Source organism: Candidatus Cloacimonadota bacterium, assembly GCA_020532085.1.
Taxonomy (GTDB): domain Bacteria; phylum Cloacimonadota; class Cloacimonadia; order Cloacimonadales; family Cloacimonadaceae; genus Syntrophosphaera.
In genome coordinates this window covers 1-25,114 of sequence record JAJBAV010000006.1, presented here as the reverse complement: position 1 = coordinate 25,114, position 25,114 = coordinate 1, and the positions used below count along the sequence as shown (strand labels likewise).

General features: G+C 59.7%; 18 protein-coding genes. 14 read left to right on the top strand and 4 right to left on the bottom strand.

Annotated elements, in window-relative coordinates:
• The first annotated feature begins 10 nt into the window (after nt 1-10).
• From cysS to LHW45_02695, 5 genes are read left to right on the top strand one after another with little or no spacing between them, the layout of a single operon-like run.
• Nucleotides 11-1,393 carry a cysteine--tRNA ligase gene (cysS, locus tag LHW45_02715; GenBank protein ID MCB5284491.1) on the top strand — a complete coding sequence of 461 codons (1,383 nt, stop codon included), beginning with the start codon at nt 11-13 and terminating at the stop codon, nt 1,391-1,393.
• A 9-nt stretch (nt 1,394-1,402) separates the two neighbouring features.
• Entirely contained in the window at nt 1,403-2,224 is an 822-nt protein-coding gene (locus LHW45_02710) for an SMP-30/gluconolactonase/LRE family protein (GenBank protein ID MCB5284490.1), read from the top strand.
• Nucleotides 2,221-2,865: a phosphotransferase gene (locus tag LHW45_02705; GenBank protein MCB5284489.1), complete on the top strand. Its 645-nt coding sequence runs from the start codon at nt 2,221-2,223 to the stop codon at nt 2,863-2,865. Before LHW45_02710 ends, LHW45_02705 begins: the two co-directional genes overlap by 4 nt.
• A 58-nt stretch (nt 2,866-2,923) precedes the next feature.
• Nucleotides 2,924-4,639: a Na/Pi cotransporter family protein gene (locus tag LHW45_02700; GenBank protein ID MCB5284488.1), complete on the top strand. Its 1,716-nt coding sequence runs from the start codon at nt 2,924-2,926 to the stop codon at nt 4,637-4,639.
• Nucleotides 4,640-4,653: 14 nt separating this feature from the next.
• Nucleotides 4,654-4,884 carry a hypothetical protein gene (locus LHW45_02695; GenBank protein MCB5284487.1) on the top strand — a complete coding sequence of 77 codons (231 nt, stop codon included), beginning with the start codon at nt 4,654-4,656 and terminating at the stop codon, nt 4,882-4,884.
• A gap of 1,613 nt (nt 4,885-6,497) precedes the next feature.
• Here the strand turns inward: LHW45_02695 and lysS are convergent.
• Genes lysS through LHW45_02680 form a run of 3 tightly spaced genes read right to left on the bottom strand, consistent with a single transcriptional unit; the run spans nt 6,498 to nt 9,746 of the window.
• Entirely contained in the window at nt 6,498-7,994 is a 1,497-nt protein-coding gene (lysS, locus tag LHW45_02690) for a lysine--tRNA ligase (protein ID MCB5284486.1), read from the bottom strand.
• 8 nt (nt 7,995-8,002) lie between these two features.
• Nucleotides 8,003-9,520: a S1 RNA-binding domain-containing protein gene (locus tag LHW45_02685; GenBank protein MCB5284485.1), complete on the bottom strand. Its 1,518-nt coding sequence runs from the start codon at nt 9,518-9,520 to the stop codon at nt 8,003-8,005.
• Entirely contained in the window at nt 9,501-9,746 is a 246-nt protein-coding gene (locus LHW45_02680) for a hypothetical protein (GenBank protein ID MCB5284484.1), read from the bottom strand. The genes LHW45_02685 and LHW45_02680 overlap by 20 nt, the downstream gene beginning before the upstream one ends.
• Here LHW45_02680 and LHW45_02675 point away from each other — a divergent pair.
• The 6 genes from LHW45_02675 to LHW45_02650 all read left to right on the top strand — a co-directional run bounded on the left by LHW45_02675 (nt 9,729) and on the right by LHW45_02650 (nt 16,108).
• Nucleotides 9,729-10,994: a DUF4147 domain-containing protein gene (locus LHW45_02675; GenBank protein MCB5284483.1), complete on the top strand. Its 1,266-nt coding sequence runs from the start codon at nt 9,729-9,731 to the stop codon at nt 10,992-10,994. The genes LHW45_02680 and LHW45_02675 overlap by 18 nt on opposite strands.
• A 15-nt stretch (nt 10,995-11,009) precedes the next feature.
• Nucleotides 11,010-13,400, top strand: coding sequence for an LPS-assembly protein LptD (locus LHW45_02670; protein ID MCB5284482.1), 2,391 nt, complete (start codon nt 11,010-11,012; stop codon nt 13,398-13,400).
• Nucleotides 13,381-13,971 (top strand): HAD family hydrolase, encoded by a 591-nt coding sequence (locus LHW45_02665; protein ID MCB5284481.1) that lies wholly within the window; start codon nt 13,381-13,383, stop codon nt 13,969-13,971. Before LHW45_02670 ends, LHW45_02665 begins: the two co-directional genes overlap by 20 nt.
• On the top strand, nt 13,968-14,786 hold the full coding sequence (locus LHW45_02660) for a TrmH family RNA methyltransferase (protein MCB5284480.1): 819 nt from the start codon (nt 13,968-13,970) through the stop codon (nt 14,784-14,786). Before LHW45_02665 ends, LHW45_02660 begins: the two co-directional genes overlap by 4 nt.
• 10 nt (nt 14,787-14,796) lie before the next feature.
• Complete coding sequence (locus tag LHW45_02655; protein MCB5284479.1) at nt 14,797-15,588, top strand: XdhC family protein; 792 nt, start codon at nt 14,797-14,799, stop codon at nt 15,586-15,588.
• 85 nt (nt 15,589-15,673) lie between these two features.
• The gene (locus LHW45_02650; protein MCB5284478.1) at nt 15,674-16,108 is read left to right on the top strand and encodes a hypothetical protein; all 435 of its coding nucleotides are present in this window, start codon (nt 15,674-15,676) and stop codon (nt 16,106-16,108) included.
• Between the two features lie 214 nt (nt 16,109-16,322).
• On the opposite strand, the gene LHW45_02645 is transcribed toward LHW45_02650, so the two are convergent.
• Nucleotides 16,323-17,843 (bottom strand): Do family serine endopeptidase, encoded by a 1,521-nt coding sequence (locus LHW45_02645; GenBank protein MCB5284477.1) that lies wholly within the window; start codon nt 17,841-17,843, stop codon nt 16,323-16,325.
• A 239-nt stretch (nt 17,844-18,082) separates the two neighbouring features.
• Here LHW45_02645 and recG point away from each other — a divergent pair, with 239 nt between their 5' ends.
• The 3 genes from recG to LHW45_02630 all read left to right on the top strand — a co-directional run bounded on the left by recG (nt 18,083) and on the right by LHW45_02630 (nt 24,623).
• A complete protein-coding gene (gene recG, locus LHW45_02640; GenBank protein MCB5284476.1) occupies nt 18,083-20,176 on the top strand; it encodes an ATP-dependent DNA helicase RecG in 2,094 nt (697 codons plus the stop codon).
• An 84-nt stretch (nt 20,177-20,260) separates the two neighbouring features.
• Nucleotides 20,261-23,539, top strand: a complete 3,279-nt coding sequence (locus LHW45_02635) for a S8 family serine peptidase (GenBank protein ID MCB5284475.1) — start codon at nt 20,261-20,263, stop codon at nt 23,537-23,539.
• 76 nt (nt 23,540-23,615) lie between these two features.
• Entirely contained in the window at nt 23,616-24,623 is a 1,008-nt protein-coding gene (locus LHW45_02630; protein ID MCB5284474.1) for a radical SAM protein, read from the top strand.
• Nucleotides 24,624-25,114: the final 491 nt, after the last annotated feature.

The window sequence follows — 25,114 nt, the reverse complement described above, 5'->3', positions numbered from 1 at the left end:
GGACAGGACCATGCTTTTGTACAACACCGCCAAGCGCGCCAAAGAGGAATTTGTTCCCCTCACCCCGGGCCGGGTGAAAATGTATGCCTGCGGCCCCACTGTTTACAACTATTTTCACATCGGCAACGCCCGCGCCTTCCTCACCTTCGACGTCCTCCGCCGCTACTTTGAATTCCGCGGCTACAAGGTGGATTACGTGCAAAACATCACCGACATCGAGGACAAGATCATCGCCCAGGCGCTGGAGGAGGAGGTGCCCTTCAAGGAAGTCGCCGACAAATATGCCAAAGCCTTTCTGGAGGACAGCGCCGCCCTCGGCATCCGCAAGCCCACCCATCAGCCCCGGGCCACGGAAGTGCTGCCGGAGATCACCGCCGCCATCGCCGCCCTGGTGAAAAGCGGCCACGCCTACGAGGTGAACGGAGACGTCTATTTCGACACAGCCTCCCTGCCTGAATACGGCCAGCTTTCAGGCAAAAAGACCGAAGAACAGCTTCCCGGCGCCAGAGTGCTGGAAAACCACCAGAAACGCAATCCAGCCGATTTCACCCTCTGGAAAGCCGGAAAACCCGGAGAGCCAGTCTGGAACAGTCCCTGGGGCGAAGGACGGCCAGGCTGGCACACCGAATGCGTGGTGATGGGCCAGAAATATCTGGGCGAAACCTTCGACATCCACGGCGGCGGCACCGACCTCGTTTTCCCCCATCACGAGAATGAGCTCGCCCAGGCCCTCGCCCTCACCGGCAAACCCCTGGCCAGATACTGGATGCACAACGGCTTTCTGAACATCGACGGCGACAAGATGAGCAAAAGCCTGAACAATTTCTTCACCGCGCGCGACATCCTGGCCCAGCACAGCGCCGAGGCCATCCGCTTCTTCTTCCTCTCGAAGCACTACCGCTCCCCCATCGATTTCAACCGCGGGATCATCAAGGAATCCGAACGCGCCGTGAACAACTTTTATGCCGCCCTCCGCGCAGTCGACTACAAGAACATCATCTGTTCCCGCGACGGCAGCTTCGACGCCTCCGAACAGGCCTTCACCGAGACCATGGACGACGACATGAACACCGCCAAAGCCCTCGCCGTGCTCTTCGATCTCGCCCGCCACTGCAAAAACGGGCAATTGCCGAGGGCTCAACGGGAGCAGGCCGCGTTGATGCTGGTGCGGCTGGGAGAGGTGCTGGGCTTCTTCTCCGATCTGTGCGGGAAGCTGAGCAAAGACCTGCCGGACCTGTCCCGCCAGCTGGTGGAACTGCTGCTAAGCTATCGCCGCGAAGCCCGCGAGAACAAGGATTGGAAGCTTTCGGACCGGATCCGGGACGACCTGTCCTCGCTGGGCGTGGAACTGCGTGACACCCCCGGCGGCTGCACCTGGAAACTAAAAGATTAGGAGGCCAAAATGGCCATAAGTAAACGCAGGATCATCCTGATCCTCATCATAGCCGTGCTGGCGTTGGCCACCGCGTTCATCCTGCTGAGGCATCTCTTCCCCGCCAGCCTGAACCGCCCGGAAAGCATCGCCTGGAATGATTCCACCCGTACTTTCATGGTCTCCAATGTGGGCAGCGGCCAGATCCTCAGCCTTGATGAGGAAGGGCACTACTCCGTGTTTGCCAAAGGGCTGGAGGCCCCCCGCGGCCTCAGGGTGGTGGATGAACTGCTCTATGTGACGGACAACACCCGCATCGTGGCCCTGGACCTGGCCTCCGGCGATCAGAAAGCCAGCATCCCCATCAAGGGCGCGATGATGCTCAACGACATCGAGAAAGACCACCTTGGCCGAATCTACATCACCGATACCAAAGCCAACTGCGTCCATGTTTTCGACCCTGGCACCAAACTCACCACCCAGCTCAGCTCACCCCTGCTGAAAGCGCCCAACGGCATCGTGTACGACGGTCCCCGCCGCCAGATGTTCATCGTGGGCCTCACCGAAGAATCGCCCATCCTGGCCCTGAACGTGAACACCCAGGCCTTCAGCGTCTTCCAGGACACCCTTTACAACAAGCTGGACGGCATCGCCATCGACGAGCTGGGCCGCATCTATTACAGCTCCTGGGGCGAACAGTGCATCTTCATGATCCCTCAGGAACAGAACCGCACCGAGATCTGGCAAGCGGAACTCCAGTCCCCGGCTGACATCTATTACCACCAGCCCGGCAACGAGATCCTTGTGCCGCTGATGGAAAAAAACGAGATCCGGCGCTTCAAGGTGGATTGAGCCAGGCTTTGTACAGCTCCGCCAAAGCCACTGTGGAACTCCTGCCCCGCTCGGTGGTAAAACGCTTCAACGATCCGGAGGATTTTTACCGCGAACTGCGGGTCTATCAGGCCGGATTGCCGATGGTGCCGAAGCTGCTGCGCTTTGGAGAGCGGGAATGGATCGAGATGGAGCGGGTCATGGGCCAGCCCCATCTGGACGCGGATTTCGGGCCTGAAGCCGCCAGCCGCCTCGCCATTGCGCTCGCCGGCTTCCACCGTGCCTGGTTTAGCGAAGGCGTCTGCCTTTGCCACTGGGACAACCAACCCAAAAACATCCTCCGCGCCGGAGATGATTTCTGGTTCATCGACTTCAGCGAATCCCGCCTCGCCCCGCCGGAAGCGGACCTCACCCACCTTCTTCTCTTCTGGGCGGCGGAGTACCACGCAGAGGCATTCAGAACGCTCTGTGGCGCGTTTCTGGAGGCTTACGCGAAAGTCATCCCCCTGCCCCCCAACCCCTGGCAAACGGCCCTCCAGCGCAGCCTGGAGCGCTTTTCAGCCCGCCGCCGAAACCACTCCCGCCGGCGCCATCACGTTGGCCAGGGCGATTTCGCGGCCAACCTTCAGTTTCTCTCCTCCCTGGGCAATGAAACTCCTTGACCGATTCCCCCTTGCCTGTAAAATGTCCGCAAATCTTGCTATGGAGTAGCCCCCTGCCATGACATTCCTCGACCTTCTGAACCTTTTGGGCGGCCTCGCGCTCTTCATCTTCGGCATGAACAAGATGAGCGACAACCTGCAGGCCGTGGCCGGAAACGAGATGCGCCGCACCCTCAAGAAGATCACCAACACCCCGTTCAAGGGCGTTTTGGTGGGCCTCGGCATCACCGCCATCATCCAAAGTTCCTCCGCCACCTCGGTGATGATCATCGGCCTGGTGAACGCCGGGATCATGACCCTGCAGCAAGCTGTGGGCGTGGTGATGGGGGCCAATATCGGCACCACGGTCACCGCCCAGCTGATCGCCTTCAACATCGGCGAGATCGCCTATCTTTTCGTGATCGTGGGCGTGGTGGGGATGTTCGTGAAGCGCAGCCGCAAGATGGAGCACTGGAGCCAGATCATCCTCGGTTTCGGCCTCCTCTTCGTGGGGCTCAGCGTGATGTCCCACTCCGTGAGCGGCCTCAAGGAATCCCAAACGGCCATCAACATCCTCAGCCAGGCCGCGGAATACCCGCTGCTGGCGATCCTGGCCGGGATGCTCTTCACCATGGCGATCCAGAGTTCCTCCGCCTCCGTGGGGATCGTGATCGTGCTGGCCAATGCCGGCCTGATCTCCTTTGAAGGAGCGCTCTACCTGGTTTACGGCGACAACATCGGCACCACCGTCACCGCCTGGCTGGCCGGATTGGGAGCGAACAACACCGCCAAGCGCGTGGCTTTGGTCCACACTCTCTTCAACGTGTTCGGAACCGCCATTTTCGCCGCCCTCACCTGGCTGGGCTATTACAAGGCCTTCGTGAACCTCATCACCCCCGGAAACGTTTACTCCGCCATCCTGGCCGAGCGCAACATCGCCCGCCACATTGCCAACGCCCACACCTTCTTCAACGTTCTGAACACTTTCATGATGCTGCCTCTGGCGGGATTTCTGGCCAGGATCGCCACCCGGGTGATTCCCAAGGACCCCGAGGACATTATCTCCCTGGGCGAGCCCAAACACCTGAACTACCATCTGATCAACGATTCCCAGCTCGCCATCGACCAATCACTGAAGGAAATGCGGGAAATGCTGCGCCTCGTGCGCCTTGGCCTCTTCGTTTCCTATGAGGCTTTCCGCGACAAGAATTACAAGAAACAGATCCGCGTTTCCCGCATCGAAAATGCCATCGACCACCTCCAGCGCGAGATCACCCGCTACCTGGTGGCCGTCAACGAGCGCACCAACGCCCAAACCATCATCCAGAAGATCCCCGCCCTCCTCCACAGCGTGAACGACATCGAAAAAATCGGCGACTTCACCGAAGAGGTGAACCGCATCCTGAACTACCAGATCCCCGCCCAGAAAAACCCCCTCTGCTCCGATTTCCGCGCCATGATCGACGACCTGCACGCCCGCGTGACCGAGATGCTCGACCTTTCCATCGAATACATCGAGGAATTCAAACCCATCTACACCTTCCAGATCATCGAGCTCGAAGGCCGCATCAACGAAATGCACCGCAGCCTCCGCGCCCGGATCATGGACCAGATCCAAAACGCCGAATGCGACCCCGTGGGCGGCCTTAATACCATCGACTACATCGATGCCATGGAACTCATCGCCGACAAACTCAAAAACCTCGTCAAGGCTGGCACGCACGACTTCATCTACAAGCTGGACGTCTTGAAAACCGACGGGGATAACCATCCGGATGAACCCAGCGGAAGCTGACAGGTGATGCCGTCATGGCCGCGGCCGGTTCCCTTCCCGTGTTCATCCTGATCATCGCCCTCGCCTTGCTGGCGGCGGTGCTGGCCTATGGCCATGCCATCCGCTGCAAAGCCTGCCAGCGCTGGTTCGCCCTGAAGAAAGTGGAGAAGAAGCTGCTCTACGCCACCCAGACCGGGAAACGGACCCGCCACGTGTTCGAGTGCCGCTTCTGCCATCGCAGGCAGGGGTATGAGAGAAATGCATGAGAGCTAAGCTCCGGTAAACATTAGCTGTAGTGTCCAGGATGGCACGCTGCCGTTGAACGCGCGTAAACTCCAATAAAGCACAAGCCGTATTTTCTGTGGATTTAATCAACCTCTTGTGGGAGAACAAGATACGCTAATAAAGCACCAAAATCACGCTCTGCCCCACCCCCAACCTGATGGCTGGCAATAAGGTGCTCTTGGATACATGCCATAACCTATATGCATATATAGATATAAGATATATAGATAATATATTATATAATTATATATTTTATTATTACTATAAAGATACTCTTTCTCTACAGCACCCCTTCTTCCCACTTTCTTTCATCCTGGACCTGGACCTCCTGGACCTGGATCTCCTGGACCGTAACTCTTGGCATGGCGGCGGGGAAGGAGAAGCCATATTTGGTGCTTTATTAGCGTATCTTGTTCTCCCACAAGAGGTTGATTAAATCCACGCTTTTGTGCGCCTGTGTTTTTATTCGGCAAATCGGAGCCGTGGATCTGAGCAAGGGAGTATATGATTGGAATATGTCACTCAAAAGATCTGGAGGTTGAAGACGGAAGGTCGACGTCCCCGTCGACCACAAAATGGAGTGGCAGACGTCGCCGTCTGCCAAGGCCCGGAGGGCCTTTCAGAACCCAAAACCAAGCCCCCGCGGGAGAAGACGGAAGGCGTTGGCTTCAGCCACCGTTCCCGGGCATCAGCGGCAAGGGAGAGACGATCTCCGGCGGTTTCAACCGCCGGCTGACGCCCATGCCTGTATCCGGTGAAAAGGCCGTAAACGCGACCTCCGGAGGCTGTGGAGGACCAACCACCGTGTGTTATGCCGGTGATTGAAAGCACCGGACATCGTCTTTTTGTGGGTCGGTCACCGGGCGGTTAACGGTGGCTGAAGCCACCGCCTTCCGTCTGCTGTCCTCCGGAAAACGAACCTTGATCCGCTGCGTCATTCCGGGGAAATGGGGTCCCACGGACAGGAGCAGCGAGTTCGTGGGGTGTGGATGGGGCCCGACAGTAATCCTCCTGACCCCGTCCCGAAATGTCATTCCGGAGTAGGGGCCCCGGAATCCAGGCAAAACCATAGCAGCTCCCCCAAACCCGCGTCATTCCGGAACGGAGCGCCTGGGCGCGAAGTGACGGAATCCAGCCCTTGCGGGAATAGCCAAACCGATCCCAAAAAACAGTGTCGATCCAGACGCAGTCTGCATCGAAACCCTCAAAGGGGCATTACCCATAACCGTCTGGATTCCGGGATCCCGCGTGCTGGCGCACGCTTCCCCGTAATGACAGCGCAACTCAAGGCTTAGCGCAGGATTCCGATCCTGCGAAAAGACCAAACGCAGCATTGGAATGCTGCGCCACGGCCACGCCACTCCGTCACCAAGCCTCCCCGTCCCACGCCTGCCCCCAAGCCGCCTCCCGCTCGCCTCCCGTATGCCTCTCGTTAACTTCCCGCTGAACAGGCGGGAACTCAAGGGGAGGCGGATAGGAGGCAGAGGGGAAAGGGAAAAGTGGGAAACCAGACAATTTCTCTCATTAGTTGAGGGCGGGTAAGGGAATTACTGGTAAATGAAGAATGGTAAAGGGTAAAAGGCGAAGTCGGAGCTTATTCCGGCTTCATTTGGGGGAAGAGGATGACCTCTTTGATGGAGTCGTTTTCGGTGAGCAGCATCACCAGGCGGTCGATCCCGATCCCGAGCCCGCCCATGGGGGGCATCCCGTATTCGAGGGCTTCGAGGAAGTCCTCATCAACGCTTTGGGCCTCTTCGTCGCCGAGGGCGCGGAGGGCGGCCTGGGCTTCGAGGCGGGCGCGCTGGTCGAGGGGATCGTTAAGCTCGCTGAAGGCGTTGGCAAATTCGTGTCCGGCGATCATCAGTTCAAAGCGGTCGGCGAGGAGGGGGTTGTCGCTTTTTGCTTTGGCCAGCGGCGAGATCTCCTTGGGGAAATCGGTCACGAAGGTGGGTTGGACCAGCTTTGACTCCACGCATTCCTCGTAGATGACGGCGATCAGTTTGCCCACGCCGGCCCCGGGCGGGATCTCGATCTTCCGTTCCCGGCAGAAGGCGGTGGCTTGGGCCAGGTCCATGTCGGCGAGGTCGATCCCGGCGTATTGGGCCACCAGCTCGGTCATGGAGGCGCGGGTGAAGGGCTTGGCCAGGTCGATCCGATGCCCCCGGAAGGTGAATTCCTGTTGGCCGAGGATGTCGATCGCCAGGTGGCGGATGAGGCTTTCCGTGAGGTCCAGCATGCCTTCGAGGTCGGAATAGGCCTCGTAGAGCTCGAGCATGGTGAATTCGGGATTGTGAACGCGGTCCATGCCCTCGTTGCGGAAATCCTTGCCCAGTTCGTAAACGCTCTCAAAGCCGCCCACGATCAGGCGTTTGAGATAGAGTTCGGTGGCGATCCGCAGGTAGAGGTCCGTGTCCAAAGTGTTGTGGTGGGTGATGAAGGGACGGGCGTTCGCGCCGCCGTAGAGGGGCTGGAGCACGGGTGTTTCCACCTCGGTGAAGCCGCGGGCATCCAGGAAGGCGCGGATGGCTGTGATGATCCGCGCGCGGCGGATGAAGACCTCGCGGTGGGAGGGGTTGAGCAGCAAATCCAGATAGCGTTTGCGGTAGCGGAGCTCGATGTCCGCGAATTCGTCGTAGCGAATGGTTTTGCCGTCCACCACCTTTTCCTTCACGGCAGGCAGGGGGCGGATGTTCTTGGAGAGCAGCGTCACCCGGGCGGCCTTGAGGGAATATTCGCCGGACTGGGTGTGGAAGAGGGTCCCGCTGATCTGCACGAAATCGCCCGGATCGCAGAGTTTGAAGAGCTCGTAGTTCTCTTCGCCCACGAGGTTTTGGGCCACGTAGACCTGGATCCTCCCGCTGGCGTCCTCAAGGTTGCCAAAGCCCAGTTTGCCTTGGCGGCGCATGGCCACCAGGCGTCCCGCGAGCGTTACTTCACGCGCCTCGGCGATCCATTCGTCCCGGCCTTCCAGCACGGCGGAGACGGGGTGGGAGCGTTCGGACTTCACTGGATAGGGGTTTATCCCGGCTTCCAGCAGTTTGGCCAGTTTCTGCTTGCGCAGCTGGATGAACTGGTTGTCCTTTGGCTGCATCTTATGGTTTAAAGGTCTTTGAAGGGATTGTCGTCCGCGGGATTGGGCTTCTGGCTGGCATAGCGGCGCCATTCCTCATCGGAACGGGAGCGTCCGCCCCGGCGGGGACGGGTGGGATCGTAGGGTTCGCGGGAATCGCGCCGGTCGTCGGAACGGCGGTCATCAGGGCGGCGGCGCTGTTCCACGATCTCGCCCGGCTGGCGGTCGGTGTAGTCCAGGGTGAGGCGGTGGCTGTCGCGGTCGATGGCGGTGACCATCAGCTCAACCTCGTCGCCGGGCTTGAAATTGTCCTTGTCGCGCACTCGGGAGCGGGGCAGGAGGCCGGTGATGCCTTCGGCGATGGTAACGAAGACGCCGAAATTGGTGGCGCTTTCAACCTTGCCGGTGAAGGGTGTTTCCAGCTTCACCACGTCGTCGATCTGGTCCCAGGGATCGGCCTGCAGGGCGCGCAGGGAAAGGGATATCTTCTGGGTGTCGGGATCGATGCGCAGCACCTGGACCTCCACGAAATCGCCTTCCTTGAGCACTTCACGGGGATGGGAGACGTTGCGGTTGCGGCTCATTTCGGAAACCGGAATGAGGCCTTCCACGCCGGGCTTGATCTCGGCAAAGGCGCCAAAGTTGTGGAGGCGGAGGATGCGGCAGTTGATGGTGTCGCCCTCCCTGATCTCCTTGACGAGCTGTTCAAAGGGATTTTCCATCAGGGCTTTCATCGAAAGGGAGAGCTTTTCGCCCTTGATGTCCAGGATCTTCACGTCGATTTCCTGGCCCTGTTTCAGGGCGTCCTGAGGCTTCACGACGTGTTGCCACGAGATCTCCGAAACGTGCATCAGGCCTTCGATGCCGCCCAGATCGACAAAGGCGCCGAAGCTGGTCATGCGAGCCACCTTGCCGGTGACCGTCGCGCCGATCTGGAGATTCTTCAGGGCCTCGGCCCTCTTCTCGGATTCCTCGGCTTCCAGCAGCTGGCGGTGGGAAACCACCACGCGGCGGCAATTTTCGGAACACTCGATCACCACGAAATCCATGGTCTTGCCGATGTAGTCAACGTTTCCATCACCGCCCCGCAGCGAGATCTGGGAAAGGGGGCAAAAAGCGCGGGCGCCGAGAACATCGACGTTGAACCCGCCCTTGGTGACGGCGTAGACCTTGCCGGAAACCGGGATCTTGCGCTCGAAAGCGTCGAGCAGTGACTGTTTGTCCACATATTGCTTGGTGAGGCTTTTGCCGATGACGAATCCCTGGTCGTTGCTGTCAACGATGTAACCCTTGAGGGTGTCGCCGACGGCATAGGGCAGCTCGCCCTTGTCATCGGCAAATTCGCCGTTTTCGGCATAGGCGTCGAACTTCCCGCCCAGGCTCAGGATCATGTGATGATCTCCAATACTGATGATCGGGGCTTCAACGACGTCGCCTTTCTTGAATTCCGCAGTGGCCTGGAAAGACTCTTCGAGCAAACGAAGATACTCTTCCCGCATTTCTTTCAGCGCAGCTTTGCTGCTGGTTTCACGCACCTTGTCTGACATAACTATCTCCTAAGGACATTTCAGAAAGACCACGTTTTCCGTGAGGCTTTTTTTGTAAAGGATTTTTATTGCGGCAGAGGGCCAAAGCAAGGCGCAGAGAGGAGCGGTCCGGGCGGAAAAGTGGCGTTGGCTGGGCAGCTGAAAAATGGACTTGACTAAATTCTTTCCTGCATTTTAAATGTTTGGAAATACGTTTTAGGTAGTGAAATTGAGCAGTCTTCACCATCTGGTTTACCAGAGCTACATCCAGTTGATGCACCGCTACTGCCAGTATCCGGTGCTGGCCGCAGGCCTCCGGGAGGCGCAGTTTGGGGCGCGCGTGCGGGTGCTGGCCATCGGCAAGGCGGCCTGGAAAATGGCCGCGGTGAGCGTGAACGCCCTGGCCGGGCGGGGCATCAGGGCAGAGGGCCTGGTGCTCACGAAACCCAGCCTCAGCCACGGTCCCATCCCCGGTTTGGACATCCTGTCCGGCGGCCACCCTTTGCCGGACGGGAACAGTCTGGCCTCCAGCGCGCTCATCGCCGCCTGGCTGAAGCAACTGCGGGCCGGGGACGACCTCCTCATCCTGCTCTCCGGAGGCAGTTCCGCGCTCTTTGAGCTGCTTCCCGAAGGCAGCGACCTGGCCACCCTGGCGGCACAGCACAAACGCCTGCTGAGAAGCGGAAAGGACATCGCCGCGATCAACCGCGAACGGGCCGAGCTGTCCCTGGTGAAGGGCGGCAAGGCGCTGGAATTCACCAAGGCCCGCCGGATCAGGATCTTCGCCGTTTCCGACGTGGAGGGCAACGATCCCTGGGTGCTTGGCTCCGGGCCATTCACGCCGCTGGAGCCGGGCGAGCAAGCGGGCGTGGGCTGGCGCTTCAAACTGGGGGCCAAACACATCGAGTACCGCTTTGTGGCCGACAACAAGAGCTTTCGCGAGCTGCTGGCCGCGGACCTGCGTGAGCAGGGTTTCCGGGTGCTGGTGGAAGACGCTTTTCAAAGCTGCCCCCTGCCCAAACTGGCCGACGGGATCAAGGAGACCCTGCGCCAGGCCAACAGCCCGCACTATCGGCTGCATCCGCCCTTCATGAAGGTTTGGGGCGGCGAATCACCGCTGAAGGTGAGCGGCAAAGGCCTGGGCGGCCGCTGCAGCCATCTGGCGCTGCTGCTGGCCCGCTATCTGGCCAAACAGGAGGAAACGGCCCTGTTCTGCTTCGCCACCGACGGCTGTGACAACGTTCCCGGCAATGGCGGCGCCTGGGCCGACAGCAACACCCTGGCCCTGCTCCAGGCGGCCGGGATCGACCCCGTGGCCGCCAAAAGGAACTGCGACAGCTTTTCCGCCCTCAAAGGCATCAACCACCTCCTCCCCGCCCCGCTGTTGGCCAGCAACGTGAACGACATCCAGGTCCTGAGCGTGGGCTACAACCTGGCCAGCCCCTGTCCCTCCAAGGACCGGGAAGCTTTGGACATCTTTGACGACCTGGCCTGAACCGCCCCTGCCGCGATGAGAAGATCCGCCCTGCTCCTGATTCTGCTTCTGGCTTTTGGCCGGATGCCGCTTCCGGCGCAGGCGGCCCAGGAAATTCCCCCGGCCCTGGCTCCCGCCGACTCGCTGCCGGAGGCCCCGGCCCCGGAGGATTCGCTTGCCTACGCGGCCGACAGCCTGGCCTACAACCACGCGCTGGAGCAGATCCGCCTTTACGGCAACACCAGCATCAGCTACCAGAGCTTCGAGATCAGCAGCGATTCGCTGCTGGTGGACCTGAAAAACAACCGCGCCTTCAGCCAGGGCAACACCGTGATGCGCGACGGCGACCAGATCATCCTCGGCGACGACGTGGCCTACGACATCGACAGCCAGACGGGATCGCTTTCCGGCGGGATCAGCCGGATGGAGAAAAGCTACTACACCGGGGACGAGATCCGCAAGATCAGCGCCGAGGCCTACGACGTGGACAACGGCAGCTTCACCACCTGCGAGAACGAAGAGCCGGATTTCTGGTTCACGGCCAAAAAGCTGCGCATCTACCGGGGGGACAAGATCGTGGGCAAGCCCGTGATCGCCTATGTGAACCACCTGCCCGTCTTCTACTTCCCCTTCATCGTGGTGCCGCTGCAGAGCGGGCGCAAGCCGGGTTTTCTGATCCCCCAGCCGGGTTACAACACCATCGACGGCAAGTTTTTCCGCGACATCGCCTGGTATTATCCCTACAAGGACTACGCGGACCTGATCCTGAGCCTGGACCTTTACGAGCGGACGGGCTGGCGCGCCGAACTGCAGCTGGACTATCTGCGCCGCTATCTGCTGAACGGCAACCTCAACGCCGCTTTCCAAAGGAGATCAGGCGGCAGCCAGTCCTTCAACGACTGGTCGCTGCGCGCCACTCACCACCAGGAACTGGGCAACCGGGCCACCTTCGACGCCAACGTGGATTTCGTGAGCAACAAACGCATCTGGGAGGGGAGCTCGGATATCGACGAAAGCCTGGCCCAGACGGTCACTTCCTCGCTTTCCTACCGCCGGCCGCTGCTGGGCTCGTATCTGAACGTGGGTGCCTCCTACACCGAAGATCTGATCAACAACCGCGGCACGGTCTCGCTGCCCTCGGCCTCCTTCGCCCTGCCCACCCGGCCGCTCTATGAACTGTTTTACAAGCCCGAGCGCAGCCCGGACGCCTGGTGGAGCAACCTCAACTACAGCTACAACCTGCGCCTGGACCACAGCGGCAGCCTCTACTCCAGCGACCGCCAGTTCATGGATTACGTCTGGAACAACCGCTACGCCGAAGCGGATTCGGTGTGGCACAATTTCGGGATCAAGCAGCAGCTGGGCCTTTCTTACAGCTGGAAAGCCTTCGGCTGGCTGGGCCTGCAGCACGGCGCCCGCTACAACGAGGCCTGGTTCGACCGCGACAAAAACGGCGCCACCCTGGTGCGGGGCAACGACTACAACGCCTATACGAACGCCAGTTTCAACGTCTACGGCATCCGCAACTTCAAGCAAGGCTGGCTCAAATCCCTGCGCCACATCCTCACTCCCAACGCGGGGATCAGCTTCAATCCGGATTTTTCCGCCAATTCCCGCTTCTACAGCTTCGGCGGGATCGGGCTGCTCAATTCCGCCCGCTCGGCGAACCTGAACCTCTCTCTGGACCAGAAGTGGCAGATCAAATTCGGCAAGGACGACCGCAAGATCAACGACGTGCTCAGCCTCAGCAGCCGCAGCTCGGCGAATCTGCTGAACCCGGACGTCAGGCCCTTTCAAACAATCTCCCACACGGCGGCGTTCCGTCCCGGCAGCTTCAGCCTGGGCAGCCTCAAACTGCCAGGCACCAAAACAAGGCTGGAAGGCCTTTCGCTGGCCTATTCCGCCCAGTACAGCCTGAGCCACAGCCCCTACGGGATGAGCTGGAACGACTGGCAGATCGGCAGCCAGTATTTCTCTCAGGGCTTCACCCTCACGGGCTCCGCGCCCTATCAGGACTATTTCCAGAAGGCCAAGAACCGCATCTTTGACCCCTACCAGCAGGCGGACAGCCTTCAGATGCCATCCCAGCCCCTGTCCGCAGCCGAATCCAGCAATACCTGGCGGGTGGCGGTCTCCCACGATCTGAGCGCCACCACGAACCTCTTCGATCCCAGCTCCCAAAACCTGCGCCTGGACAGCTCACTGCGCCTCACCAAGAACTGGAGCGTGGCCTACGGCAGCTATTTCAGCTTGAAAACCGGCGAACAGCTTTCCCAGACCATCCGCGTTACCCGCGATCTGCATTGCTGGAAACTGGAGCTGAGCTACACCCGCCGCAACGATTACTGGGAGTACAAGGTGGCGCTGTTCAACCTGGCCCTGCCGGACGCCCTGAGGTTTCAAACCAGTGACAGCAAAAGCTTCTAAACGCGCCGTGTTCCTGGACCGCGACGGCTGCATCAGCCCCGACAGGTTCGGCTACATCGGCGATCCCGCCGCTTACGAACTCTATCCCTGGACCGGTGAGGCGCTGCGGCTGCTGCAGTCGCTGGGCTATCTGCTCATCCTGGTCACCAACCAGTCCGGCATCGCCAGGGGGTGTTTCGACATCCCCTCCCTGAATCGCGTGCACGCAAGGCTGCGCAAGCTTTTGGCCGCCGAGAAGGTGAAGCTGGACGGACTCCACTTCTCCCCCTATTTCGCCAGCGGCAGCGTTGCCCCCTACAACATCGAGCACGAGGACCGCAAACCCGGCCTGGGCATGTTCCACAAAGCCCGGCGCGCCCACCGGATCGATCCCGGCCGCTCCTGGATGATCGGTGACCGCCAGACGGACATCACCTTTGGCAAAAACGCCGGCCTCCGTTCCATCCTGCTGCTCACGGGCAACGGCGCTCAGGAAATGCTCTCCGGCCTGCAAGACTGGCCGCGGCAGCCGGACTACATCGCCGAAACCCTGCTCACGGCGGCCAAATTGATCGAACTGATCCACTCATGAAGACCCGCGGCAGTTTCAGCCCAGGCAAGTTCCAAAGCCTCCCCCCCGCTGCCCAGATCAAGGCCCTGGATAAGCTGGCAGCCTCCCTGGAAAGGATCTTGTCCGCCGGGGAACCAGCTTCAGAACTGACCGCGCATCTGGGTGAATGCGTGGCCTGGATGGCGGGACCAATTCCAGACAACGTTCTCAGGCTTTCCCAAGACCTGGCCACGGCGGCCACCCCCCGGGCCGCCCTCCTGGCCATCGCCCGCTTTAAAAGTTCGCTGGGCCAGTCTTTCAAGGACACCCAGTTTTCCCTGAAACAGACTGATGGCCCCCGCTTCGCCGGTCTCAAGTCGCTCGAACGGGCCGGACACGTGATCCTGATCCTGGACAACCTCCGCTCCGCCTTCAACGTGGGCTCCATCTTCCGCAGCGCCGAATGCCTGGGGCTGGGCGCGATCTGGTTGTGCGGAGTAACCGCCACGCCTTCTGACCCCGCTTTGGTAAAAACCGCCCGGGGAACCGCCGCCCGGGTGGACTGGCGCCAGTTTGAGGAAACACCAGAGGCGGTGCGGGAAGCCAAAGCCAAAGGCTACCAGGTTTATGCCCTGGAAACCTCGCCCCAGGCGGGATCAGTCTTCACAGAGGATTTTCAGCTGCCCCTGGCCCTGGTTTTGGGGAACGAAAGCCTGGGCATATCGGATGAAGTTCTGGCCCTGTGCGACCGGACGATCTGTCTGCCTGTGCAGGGCTGGAAAAACTCGCTCAACGTGGCCGTCGCCTGTGCCGCCTGCGCCTACCAGATCGTGTTCGGCACACCTTCCGGCCAATGACGGAGGAAAGATGGACCCCCGGCAATACTACAGCTCTTTGAACGAATTGGTCAGCGCCGGACAGGCCGCCTGGCAGGTTACCATTGTTGAGGTGGAAGGTTCCACCCCCGCCAAACCGGGCATGAAAATGCTGATTCCCGCGCAGGGAAGGGAACAGGGCAACCTCGGCGGCGGAGAACTGGAACATGGCGTGATCGCCTGGGTGCAGGCCTCGCGGCCGGAAAAGCCGGTGCTGAGGACCTACAACCTCTCCGCAGCCGGCGAGAGCACTCATTCCGACGAGGCCATTCCCACCGCGATGAACTGCGGAGGCCAGGTGCGGCTGTTCATCGAGCCGCTGAACCCTGGCAAACTTCTCCAGATCATCGGCGCCGGGCATTGCGGCCGGGCTTTGGCCCACCTGGCCGGGCTCTGCGGTTTTCAAACCCGCCTCATCGACAACCGCGCCGAGATTTTGGAGCGCGTACCGCCGGAGATTTGTTCCGACAAGCGTTTGAGCGATTTTAGCACGCTTGACGGCGGGGTCAGCTTTTCACCCGCGGCCCTGATCGTGATCATGACCCACGGCCACACTCACGACCAGCATGTGCTAGAGCTCTGCCTCAACAAGCCTTTCGCGTATCTGGGCATGATCGGCAGCCAGAAAAAAGTTCAGGCCACCTTCACGGAGTTGTGGAAAAAAGGCCACAGCCAAAAGCAACTGGACCGGGTCACCGCGCCGGTCGGATTGCCCATCGGATCGCAGACCCCATACGAGATTGCCGTTTCCATCCTGGCCCAGATCATTTCCCTCGATCGCTGAGCAATGTTTGCCCAATCCAAAAATAGGGTTTGGCAGGCCTTCCTTAGCCATTATACTGTCCTGCAAAATTAACAGGAGTTTAATCATGAACAAGACTCTTTTGACATTTATCCTGCTGGTCTTCGCCCTCTCCCTGAGTGCCCAGACCGGCCTTTTCGATATCCGCTACGGCATGACCAAAGAGCAGGCCGTTGAGCATCTGGAAGACGAAGGCTTTTCCGTAACCTCCGACATTGACAACTCGGTGGAAATGAGCCCGGAAGACAACTACTACGTGAGTAGCATCGAGCTGGAATTCACCGACGGCGTGCTGCAGGACTGGTATATAGTATATCTGCTCCAGGAGGATGAGGACATCGAGGACCTGGTGATGGAAGCCCTGGTGGAACGCCATGGTGATGAGTATGATATTGACGAAGACATGGAAATGTACTACTGGTACCTGGGTGAAGGTCACTGGGTTTACGCCGGCTGGGACTGGGCCTGGGAAGATTTCTGGGTGGAATATACGACCGAATAGCCCCGGCCTCCTTTCCTGAGTTTAAACGCCCCCGTTCCCCCCGGCCAGTTTGGAACGGGGTTTTTCTGCCCGAAAACCACTTTTGGCCTTTAATCCCGGGATCTCTGAGCTGAGCTCGGACTGAAGCAACGGGAGCGGAACGGGCAGAGCTTGATCCCAACGAAAAAACCCCGCCGGCTGACGGGGTTTTTCCATGTATGCGTTTTATAATGTATCAGTTGAATTTGAGCACCACGAACTGCTCTGTCTTGTTGCGGTCCTGCACATAGAGGATCAAGGTGTTGCGCCCGTCCTCCCGCATTTTGGCAATGGCCGCGTCGATGGCGGTTCTATACTCATCCGGGCTGTTCACCTCGGTGTTGCCAACCTTCAGTACCACGAAGCCAACCTGGATGCCGGCTTTGGAGGCGGGGGAATTGGATTCGATGGCGCTCACGATCACGCCCTTGTCCGCTTTGATGTTGTTGCGCTGGGCGTAGGCGCTGTCGATGGCCTCCACGCTGATCCCGGCGCCGCTTTCCGGAGTGGGGGTTGCTTCAGCCTCGGCCACCTTGTCCTCGGGGAAATTGTCGAGCTGGATGTAGAGGGTCTTGGTCTCATCTTCGCGTACTATCTTCACAGGAACCTTGGTGCCCACCCTGGAAGTGGCCACCGCGATGCGGAATTTGGAAACGTTGGGAACCTTCTCGCCGTTGAATTCCAGGATCACATCGCCCACGGAGAGACCGGCCTTGTGCGCGGGGGAATCGATCTCAACTTTGGCCACCAGCACTCCCGAGACCTCGGACAGGTTCAGGGCCTCCATCAGGTCGGAAGTGATCTCCTGAGGCGAGATGCCGATGTAGGCGCGGGTCACCTTGCCATTGGCCACTAGGTCTTCCACCACGCGTTTGGCCAGGTTCACGGGAATGGCGAAACCGATGCCGATGTTGCCGCCGGAAGTGCTGGTGATGGCGGAATTGATGCCGATCACCTCACCGTGGATGTTGAGCAGGGGGCCGCCGCTGTTGCCGGGATTGATGGCCGCGTCGGTTTGGATGTAGTCCTGATAGATGGGGGAATTGTTGCCAAAGTTTAGGTTGCTTCTGCCGATGGCGGAGATCACGCCGAGGGTCACGGTGCGGTCCAGGCCCACGTCACCAAAGGGATTGCCGATGGCGATGGCCCAGGAGCCGATCTCGAGGTTAGAGGAGTCGCCCAACGGAGCGATGGTGATCTTTTCCCCTTCCTTGAGGGTGATCTTGATCACGGCCACATCGGTGTTCGGATCCAGCCCCACCACGGTGGCGGTGTAGTTCACCTTGTCGGCCAGGGTCACGGTGATGGTGCCTTCCCGGCCTTTTTCCACCACGTGGTTGTTGGTCATGATGAAGGCCTCGCGGGTCTGGGGATTGTATTCATAAATGAAGCCGCTGCCCATCGAGGTTACCGGGCGCTGCATCTCACGGGGCTGCTGGGGAAAGAAATAGCGGAAGAAATCGTCGTCGAAGAAGGGATTGTTGAAATTCTGGACGGTGACCTTGGCCTCGACCTTGATCTGCACCACGGATTCGCGCACCTGGCGCACCACGTTGACCACCGGGTTGGGCTCGCTGCCCCAAACGGGCGCGCTGCCGCCGGCAGTGGGGCGGAACCGCGGAATATCGTCGGCCTGGAAGTCGTTGGTCTGGGCCACGGCGCAGGACATCAGGCTGAGGGCCACCAACAGGGGGAATATGCGTTTGAACACTTTCATCGTTTTCTCCTGAAACCGGGAGCCACTGGCCCCGGGAATATTGTTGTATTGAAAATATAAAACCAATCACATAGCGCTTCAACTGCTGTTCCGAAACATAATAATCCACCCCCTACCCGCGGTCAAGGAAAAAATGCCGTGGCCCGCGGCCGTTGGTTCAGCCAGCTCGCGGCCGGGACAGGCGATGCCTTGTACACGGATGTTGACAACATTTTGCCATCCGCGAGAATGTCCTCCAAATGGAAAAGGCTGAATTCGTAAAAGACACTCGCACCCCGGTTAAATTTCTCAAGGGGGTGGGGGATTTCCGCGCGCGCCAACTGGCCAAACTGGGCATCGACACGGTCATCGACCTGATGGAGCATTTTCCCCGGGCCTACATCAACCGCAAGCTCAACCCCTCGCTGCGCGAGCTGAAACCCGGCGACAACCTCGCTCTCACGGCGATGATCAGCTGGGTGGACGAACGCAGCACCAGAAAAGGGAAAAACCTGCTCAGCGTGGGCATCAGCGACGGCCGCGCCACCATCGTCTGCTCCTGGTTCAGCTATCCCCAAAAGTTCCCGGGGCTGTTCAAGCCGGGAGCCATGCTCTGGGTGGCCGGGAACCTTACGGAATACAACGGCCAGCTGCAGCTGATGCACCCGGAAGTGGAGTTTGTGGACGACAGCGAGGAACTGGATTTTTGGAAAACACGCGAGTATCTGCCGGTTTACGGGCTCAGCGGCGACCTCACCCAGAATTTCCTCCGCCGCGTTATCTACGGCGCGTTCGAGCTCTACGCCGCCCAGATCGAGGAAAACCTGCCCGTGGATCTGATCGCCAAACGCGGGTTCCTGCCCCGCAAGGTGGCTCTGCAAAAGATGCACTTCAGCCTGCGACCCGAAGAACTGGACCAGGTGCGCAAACGCTTTGTCTATGAGGAATTCTTTTATTCCCAGTTGCTCTGGGCCCGCCACAAACGCTTTCACGCCCATGAAGTGCGGGGCATCCGGTTCGAAAACAAGCGGGAACTGACCTCCAGGCTCTACCGCGAGCTGCCTTTCCGGCTCACCCAGGCCCAGAAACGCGTGATCAATGAGATCTTCGCGGACATGGGTTCCGAGCGGCAGATGTCGCGGCTGCTGCAGGGGGACGTGGGTTCCGGCAAGACGATCGTGACCCTCTTCGCGATGCTGCTGGCGGTGGAAAACGGCTTCCAGGCCGCGCTGATGGCTCCCACGGAGATCCTGGCGGACCAGCATCATGCCAACATCACCCGCCTGCTGAAGGATTTCCCCGTCCAAGTGGCGCTGCTCAAAGGCGGGTCCTACAAGGGCAAAGCCCAAACCAAGGCCGACATCTCCGCGGGCTCGGCCAACCTGATCATCGGCACCCATGCCCTGTTGCAGGGCGACATCTCCTTCGAGAAGCTGGGCTTCGTGGCCGTGGACGAGCAGCACCGTTTCGGCGTGCAGCAGCGCGCCACCCTGGCCAGAAAGGACAAGCATCCGGACCTGCTCTACCTCAGCGCCACGCCCATCCCCAGATCGCTTTCCCTCACAGTCTTTGGCGATCTCGAAGTGAGCACCCTCAACGAACTTCCACCGGACAGGGTCCCAGTGAAAACCCTCGTGCGCTCGAACCAGAAGATCGACCTCGTTTACCGCGAAGTGGCCAGGGAACTGGCCGCCGGGAGCCAGGTCTATGTGGTCTGCCCCCTGATCGAGGAATCCGACAAACTCGACCTCCTGGATGCCCAGAGGATGCATATCCATCTTTCCACCAAGGTTTTCCCCCAATACAGTTGCGTGCTGCTGCACGGCAAAATGCTTTCCAAAGAGAAAGACGCCATCATGCTGCGTTTCAAGGCCGGCGAGATCCGGATCCTGGTTTCCACCACCGTGATCGAGGTGGGGCTGGACATTCCCAACGCCTCGGTGATGATCGTGGAGCACGCGGAACGCTTTGGCCTGGCCCAGCTTCATCAGCTGCGAGGCCGGGTGGGACGCGGCGGACAGCAGGCCTGGTGTTATCTGATCGAACATTTTCCGCTCAGCAAAGTGGCCCGCGAACGCCTGGACACCATGGCCAAGACCACGGACGGCTTCCTGATCGCGGAAAAGGACCTCCAGCTGCGGGGACCCGGGGAATTCTTCGGAACCGAGCAGAGCGGCCTGCCCCAGTTCAACTTCGCGAACCTGGTGGCGGACCAGCCGGTGCTGAAGGAAGCCCGGGAAGACGCCTTTGCCATCATCGCCGCGGACCCGGACCTCGAGCAGGTAAGCAACGCCCTGATCAAAAAATTCTACACACGCCAATTCGCTGACAAGGAAAAACTTATCCTCTACTGATGTCCACCCCGGCGGATTAAAGTATTGACTAAATCGCCCCCCTGAGATTTAAGGAAAAAAAACAAAAACCAACCCGAGGTGCCAATGAAAAAGCTGATCCTCCTGAGCCTGCTGATCGTCGCGGTGAGCGCGATGTTCGCGGTTAAATTCGACCCCGACTACTTTTACTCCCGGTCCGTGATCGTTTGTTTCACCAAAGACGCGGTGGGCAACGACACCGGAAAGATAGACTGGTCCGTGCAAAACGGACGTGCCTGCACCGGCCTGGGTTCCTTCGACGAACTGGCCGCGGAATACGGGATCGTGGAACTGCAGCAGATGCATCCATACGTGAAAGTTCCCACCTGGAACGACAACGGGATCTACCTGCAAAACACCTATCGCCTGATCCTGGATTCCGACGACCGCATCGACGCCGCCGTGGAGGCCCTGGCCAAGGACCACAACCTCATCTACGCGGAGCTGGAAGGCATCGCGCGCAGCAAATTCGTACCCAATGACCCCATGGTAACCCAGCAATACACCCACACCCGCATCCAAAGCTTTGACGCCTGGGACTACATCCAGGGCTCATTCGACGTCAAGGTGGCCATCACAGATTCCGGCGTGAAATGGAACCACCCGGACCTGCGGGGCAACATCTGGGTCAATCCCGCCGAATCACCCGGCATGACCATCAACTGGGATGCCGGCACCATCACCGGCGGCAATGGCGTTGACGCCGGAGAAGGCGGAAACAAGATAGATGACCTGGTGGGCTGGGATTTTTACAACAGCGACAACAACCCGATCCAAACCTACGCCTCGAACGACCACGGCACCCACGTGGCCGGTTGCGCCGGCGCCGTTGGCAACAACGCCATCGGCCTGGTGGGCACCTCGCCCATCGTCTCCCTCATTTCCTGCAAGGGCGCTTCCAATACCTCGCCCTCCCAGGGAATTTCCTACGCTTACGACCAGATCAAATACTCCGCCGAAGTTGGCGCCCACATCATCAACGCCAGCTGGGGCAGTCCCGGAACAGGCGCCTACCCCAATTCCATAGTGAATTACGCCACCGCCCTTGGCGCCCTGGTGGTCTCCGCCGCCGGCAACGAAAACACGGAACACAACGCCAGCTATCAGGATTACCCGGCCGACTGCACCAACGCCCTCTGCGTGGCTTCCACCGGCCAGAATGACGTTAAATCCAGCTTTTCAGACTACGGCACCCCCATCGACATCTGCGCCCCCGGCGAAGGCATTCTCTCCACCATCATTGCTGGAAACGGTTACGACGCCTATGACGGCACCTCGATGGCCTCGCCCGTGGCTGCCGGCGTCTGCGCCCTGGTGAAGGCCCTGCATCCGGAACTCACCCCCGCCCAGCTGATGCAGCGAGTGATGATGACCGCCGACTACATCTACGAAGCCAATCCCACCTATGTGGACAAGCTTGGCGCCGGACGCATCAACGCTTTCACCGCCACCATGTTTGACAAGATCCCCAACATCACCATCGACGCCACCGCTGTGGAAGAGTTCGACGGCGACGGCGACGGCATCCCCAATCCCGGCGAAACCATCCGGCTGAAAGTTTCCCTGAACAACTACCTGGATCCCTTCACCGGCCTGGCCTGGCTCACCGCCACCGGTCTCAGCGCCACCCTCACCACCAGCTATCCCGGCATCACCATCATCGACAACACAGCCAGCTACGGCAACCTGACCCCTGGCAGCACGATGTGGAACAACAGCCAGCCCTTCAAGTTCCAGGCCATCTCCGCTTTGCCTTCGGAACCCATCCCCTTTGAACTGGTGGTCACTGCCAACCCCGGAGCGGCGTTCCCCTACACCAAAACCATTCCCTTCCAGGTGAACCTTTCCCTCATCCAATCCGGCTGGCCGGTGGCCCTCGGCGGTGCCTCCACCTCCAGCGCCATCATCCACAGCATCGACGCCAACCCGGACCAGGAGATCATTTTCGGCGATCCCTCAGGAAACATCCACGCCGTGAAGGAAGGCGGAGCATCTGTTGCCGGCTTCCCCATCAACGTGGGCTGCGCCGTGGTGGGATCGATCGCCATGGGCGACGTTGACAACAACGGCGTGAAAGACTTTGCCGCCAGCCTTCAAAACAACAACATCATGCTGTTCGGCCCTGCCGGAAACACCCTCTGGACGGCACCCGCGGGCGGAACCCTGCGCAACGGGCCCGTGATCGCCGATCTGGCCAACAACAACCAAAGCAAGGTGATCGCCGTCACCCAGACCGGCAGCCTGGTGGTGCTCAATGGCGACAGCACCCCCTATCCCAATTTCCCCGTGGCCCTGGGCGGCGCCTGCCTTGGCACCCCGGCCGTGGCCGACCTAAACGGTGACGGCATCCACGAGATCCTCGTGGCCACCCTCAATGGCGCCCTCCACGCCATCAACAGCGCCACCGGACAGAACATCGCCGGCTTCCCCGTGACCATGCAGGGCGGCTCCCAGAATCCCATCACCATCGCCAACCTCGATTCCGACAACCACCCCGAGATCATCGTCACCACCAGCACCGCCGGCTATGTGCTGGCCTACAACCACGACGGAACCGTGCTCTTCCAGAAAAACGTGGGTGGACAGTTCAAGACCGGGGCCGTGGTGGCCGATGTGAACGGCGACGGCAACCAGGAGATCATCGTGATCGGTGCCACCGGCATGGTGAACGTGCTCACTCCCACCGGGACCGACCTGCCCGGAACCCCCATCAACGTTGGCCAGGCCGTGGAATGCACACCCACCGTGGCCTATTTTGACGGCGACAACCAAGCCGGCATCATCTTCGGCGACACCAACGGCTACGTGCACAGCGTCAGGCTCGACGGCACCGAATCCGCCAATTTCCCCATCCGCATCAACGGCAACGTGAAAACTTCCGCCGCCCTCAGCGACATCGATCTGGACGGCGATCTGGACATCGTGATCCCGAACGACGCCTCCTTCTACGTGATCGACGTGAAACGCCCCGCCCAAAGCATTGCCTGGCCCTGCTACCTGGGAGGCTACAACCGCGCCGGGAACTCTTTCCAACACACTCCCGCGGCGGACAACACCACTCCCGGCCTGACCACCGGGCTCAAGGGCAATTTCCCCAATCCCTTCAATCCCAGCACCCAGATCAGCTTCGAGCTGGCCTCACCCGGTGCCGTGAACCTCGAGATCTACAACCAGAAGGGCCAACTGGTGAAAACACTGCTTGACGCTGAGCTGCCAGCTGGTGCCCACACCACGGAATGGAACGGACTTGACGCCAACAATTCCCCCGTGAGCAGCGGAGTCTATTTCTACCGTATGCGCTCCGGCAAATTCAGCTCCACCCGTAAAATGGTGTTGATGAAGTAATCCCACCCCAAATATGGTCTGAAACACCGGAGACCGACCTGGTTTCCGGTGTTTCAGCAAAAAAAGAGAGGATAGCTTGCCCGACAAACAATATGGATCGAACAAATTTCAAGACCTGGCCTGGATTGCCGCCCACTGGGGCTACTATCTGCGCCTGAACGGCCACGTGCTGATGCAGCGAGTGCCCCTGCGCGAGCTGATCGAACTCAAATATCCGCTCCGCCTGCCCGATCCGCCCAAACCACCCCTGCTCTCTGTCGATTTCACCGACGCCTGCGACCTCGCCTGCGTGTATTGCAACAATCCGCTTTTCCCCCACCCCCGCACCATGATGAGCGATGAGGTTTTCGGCTGCCTGTTGGAAAACCTCCGCGCCGCCAAGATCAACCGCGTGCGCATCGGTGGCGGCGAGCCCATGTTGCATCCCAAATGCGCGGAAATGCTCACCAAGCTGGCCCCCCTCACCAGATACCTCTCCGTGATCACCAACGGCCAGTGGCAGGACCCTCACCACATCGACGAGATCCTGCTTTCCGGCGTGAACCTGATCGAGATCTCCATCGATGCCGGTGGCGCCAAGGTCTATGAAGCCTCCCGCAAAAACGCCAGCTACCTGCGCCTGATCCGCAACCTGCGGCACATGCGCGCGTTGCGGGACAGGCTGAACAGCAGGACCCTCATCAAAGCCCGCCTGATGCTGCGCCCTTCCACCCGGCACCTGGAACGCTCTGAAACCCTCTTCTGGAAACGCTATGCCGACACCGTGCTGCCCCAGCTGCTGCTCAAGCATCCGGATTCGGAATACGACACCGACGTTTTCTACGCCCCGGTTTACGACCAGCACACAGCTCCCGTCTGCACCCTGCCCTTCAAGGACCTGGAAGTTAGGCCCGACGGACGCGTCCCCATCTGCCCCGCCAAAGGCTGCGCCATCGATCCCGCCAAACAGCAGTTCCTCGGCCACATCTGCCAGGATGCCCTGCTGGACATCTGGAACGGCCCGGAGTTCAAAGCCATGCGCCAGGCCCACCGCGACAGACGCGGAGACATCCTGGAAGGCTGCAAGGGCTGCAACTACAGCTGAATATGGGGATAATGGCATAAAGAGAAAAGGCTTCTTCATCTTATCCCACGTTTGAGCGCCCTGTTCCTTCCACCTGATAAAACTCCGCATTGAGACGATTCCCGTGTTACGGAATGAATTCCGGACACCCACCAAGCTGAAGTATTGGTTCTTCTTCCAGCCGATTTGGTAACCTGCTGCTGCTGTTTGAAGCGCCGGATATCTTCTGCGGCACTCTTCATCGCCATAAGGTTTTGAAACTAATATCGCTCCCAATATCAATACGGTATCAATACGGAATCAATACGGATTTCATCTGTAATGATTCCGTATTGATACCGTATTGATATTGGGAGCGAACGGTAGCGTCTCAAAGGTTGGTGTCAAATAGGTAACGGCAGATGAAGAAAAAGGTTGAGCCAGATCCCGCTCTTTGTTTTGATGGTTTTGACAAAACTAACAGACAAGGAGACGATCATGACTCAACCGAAGCGAAAGAAAGATGAACAGGC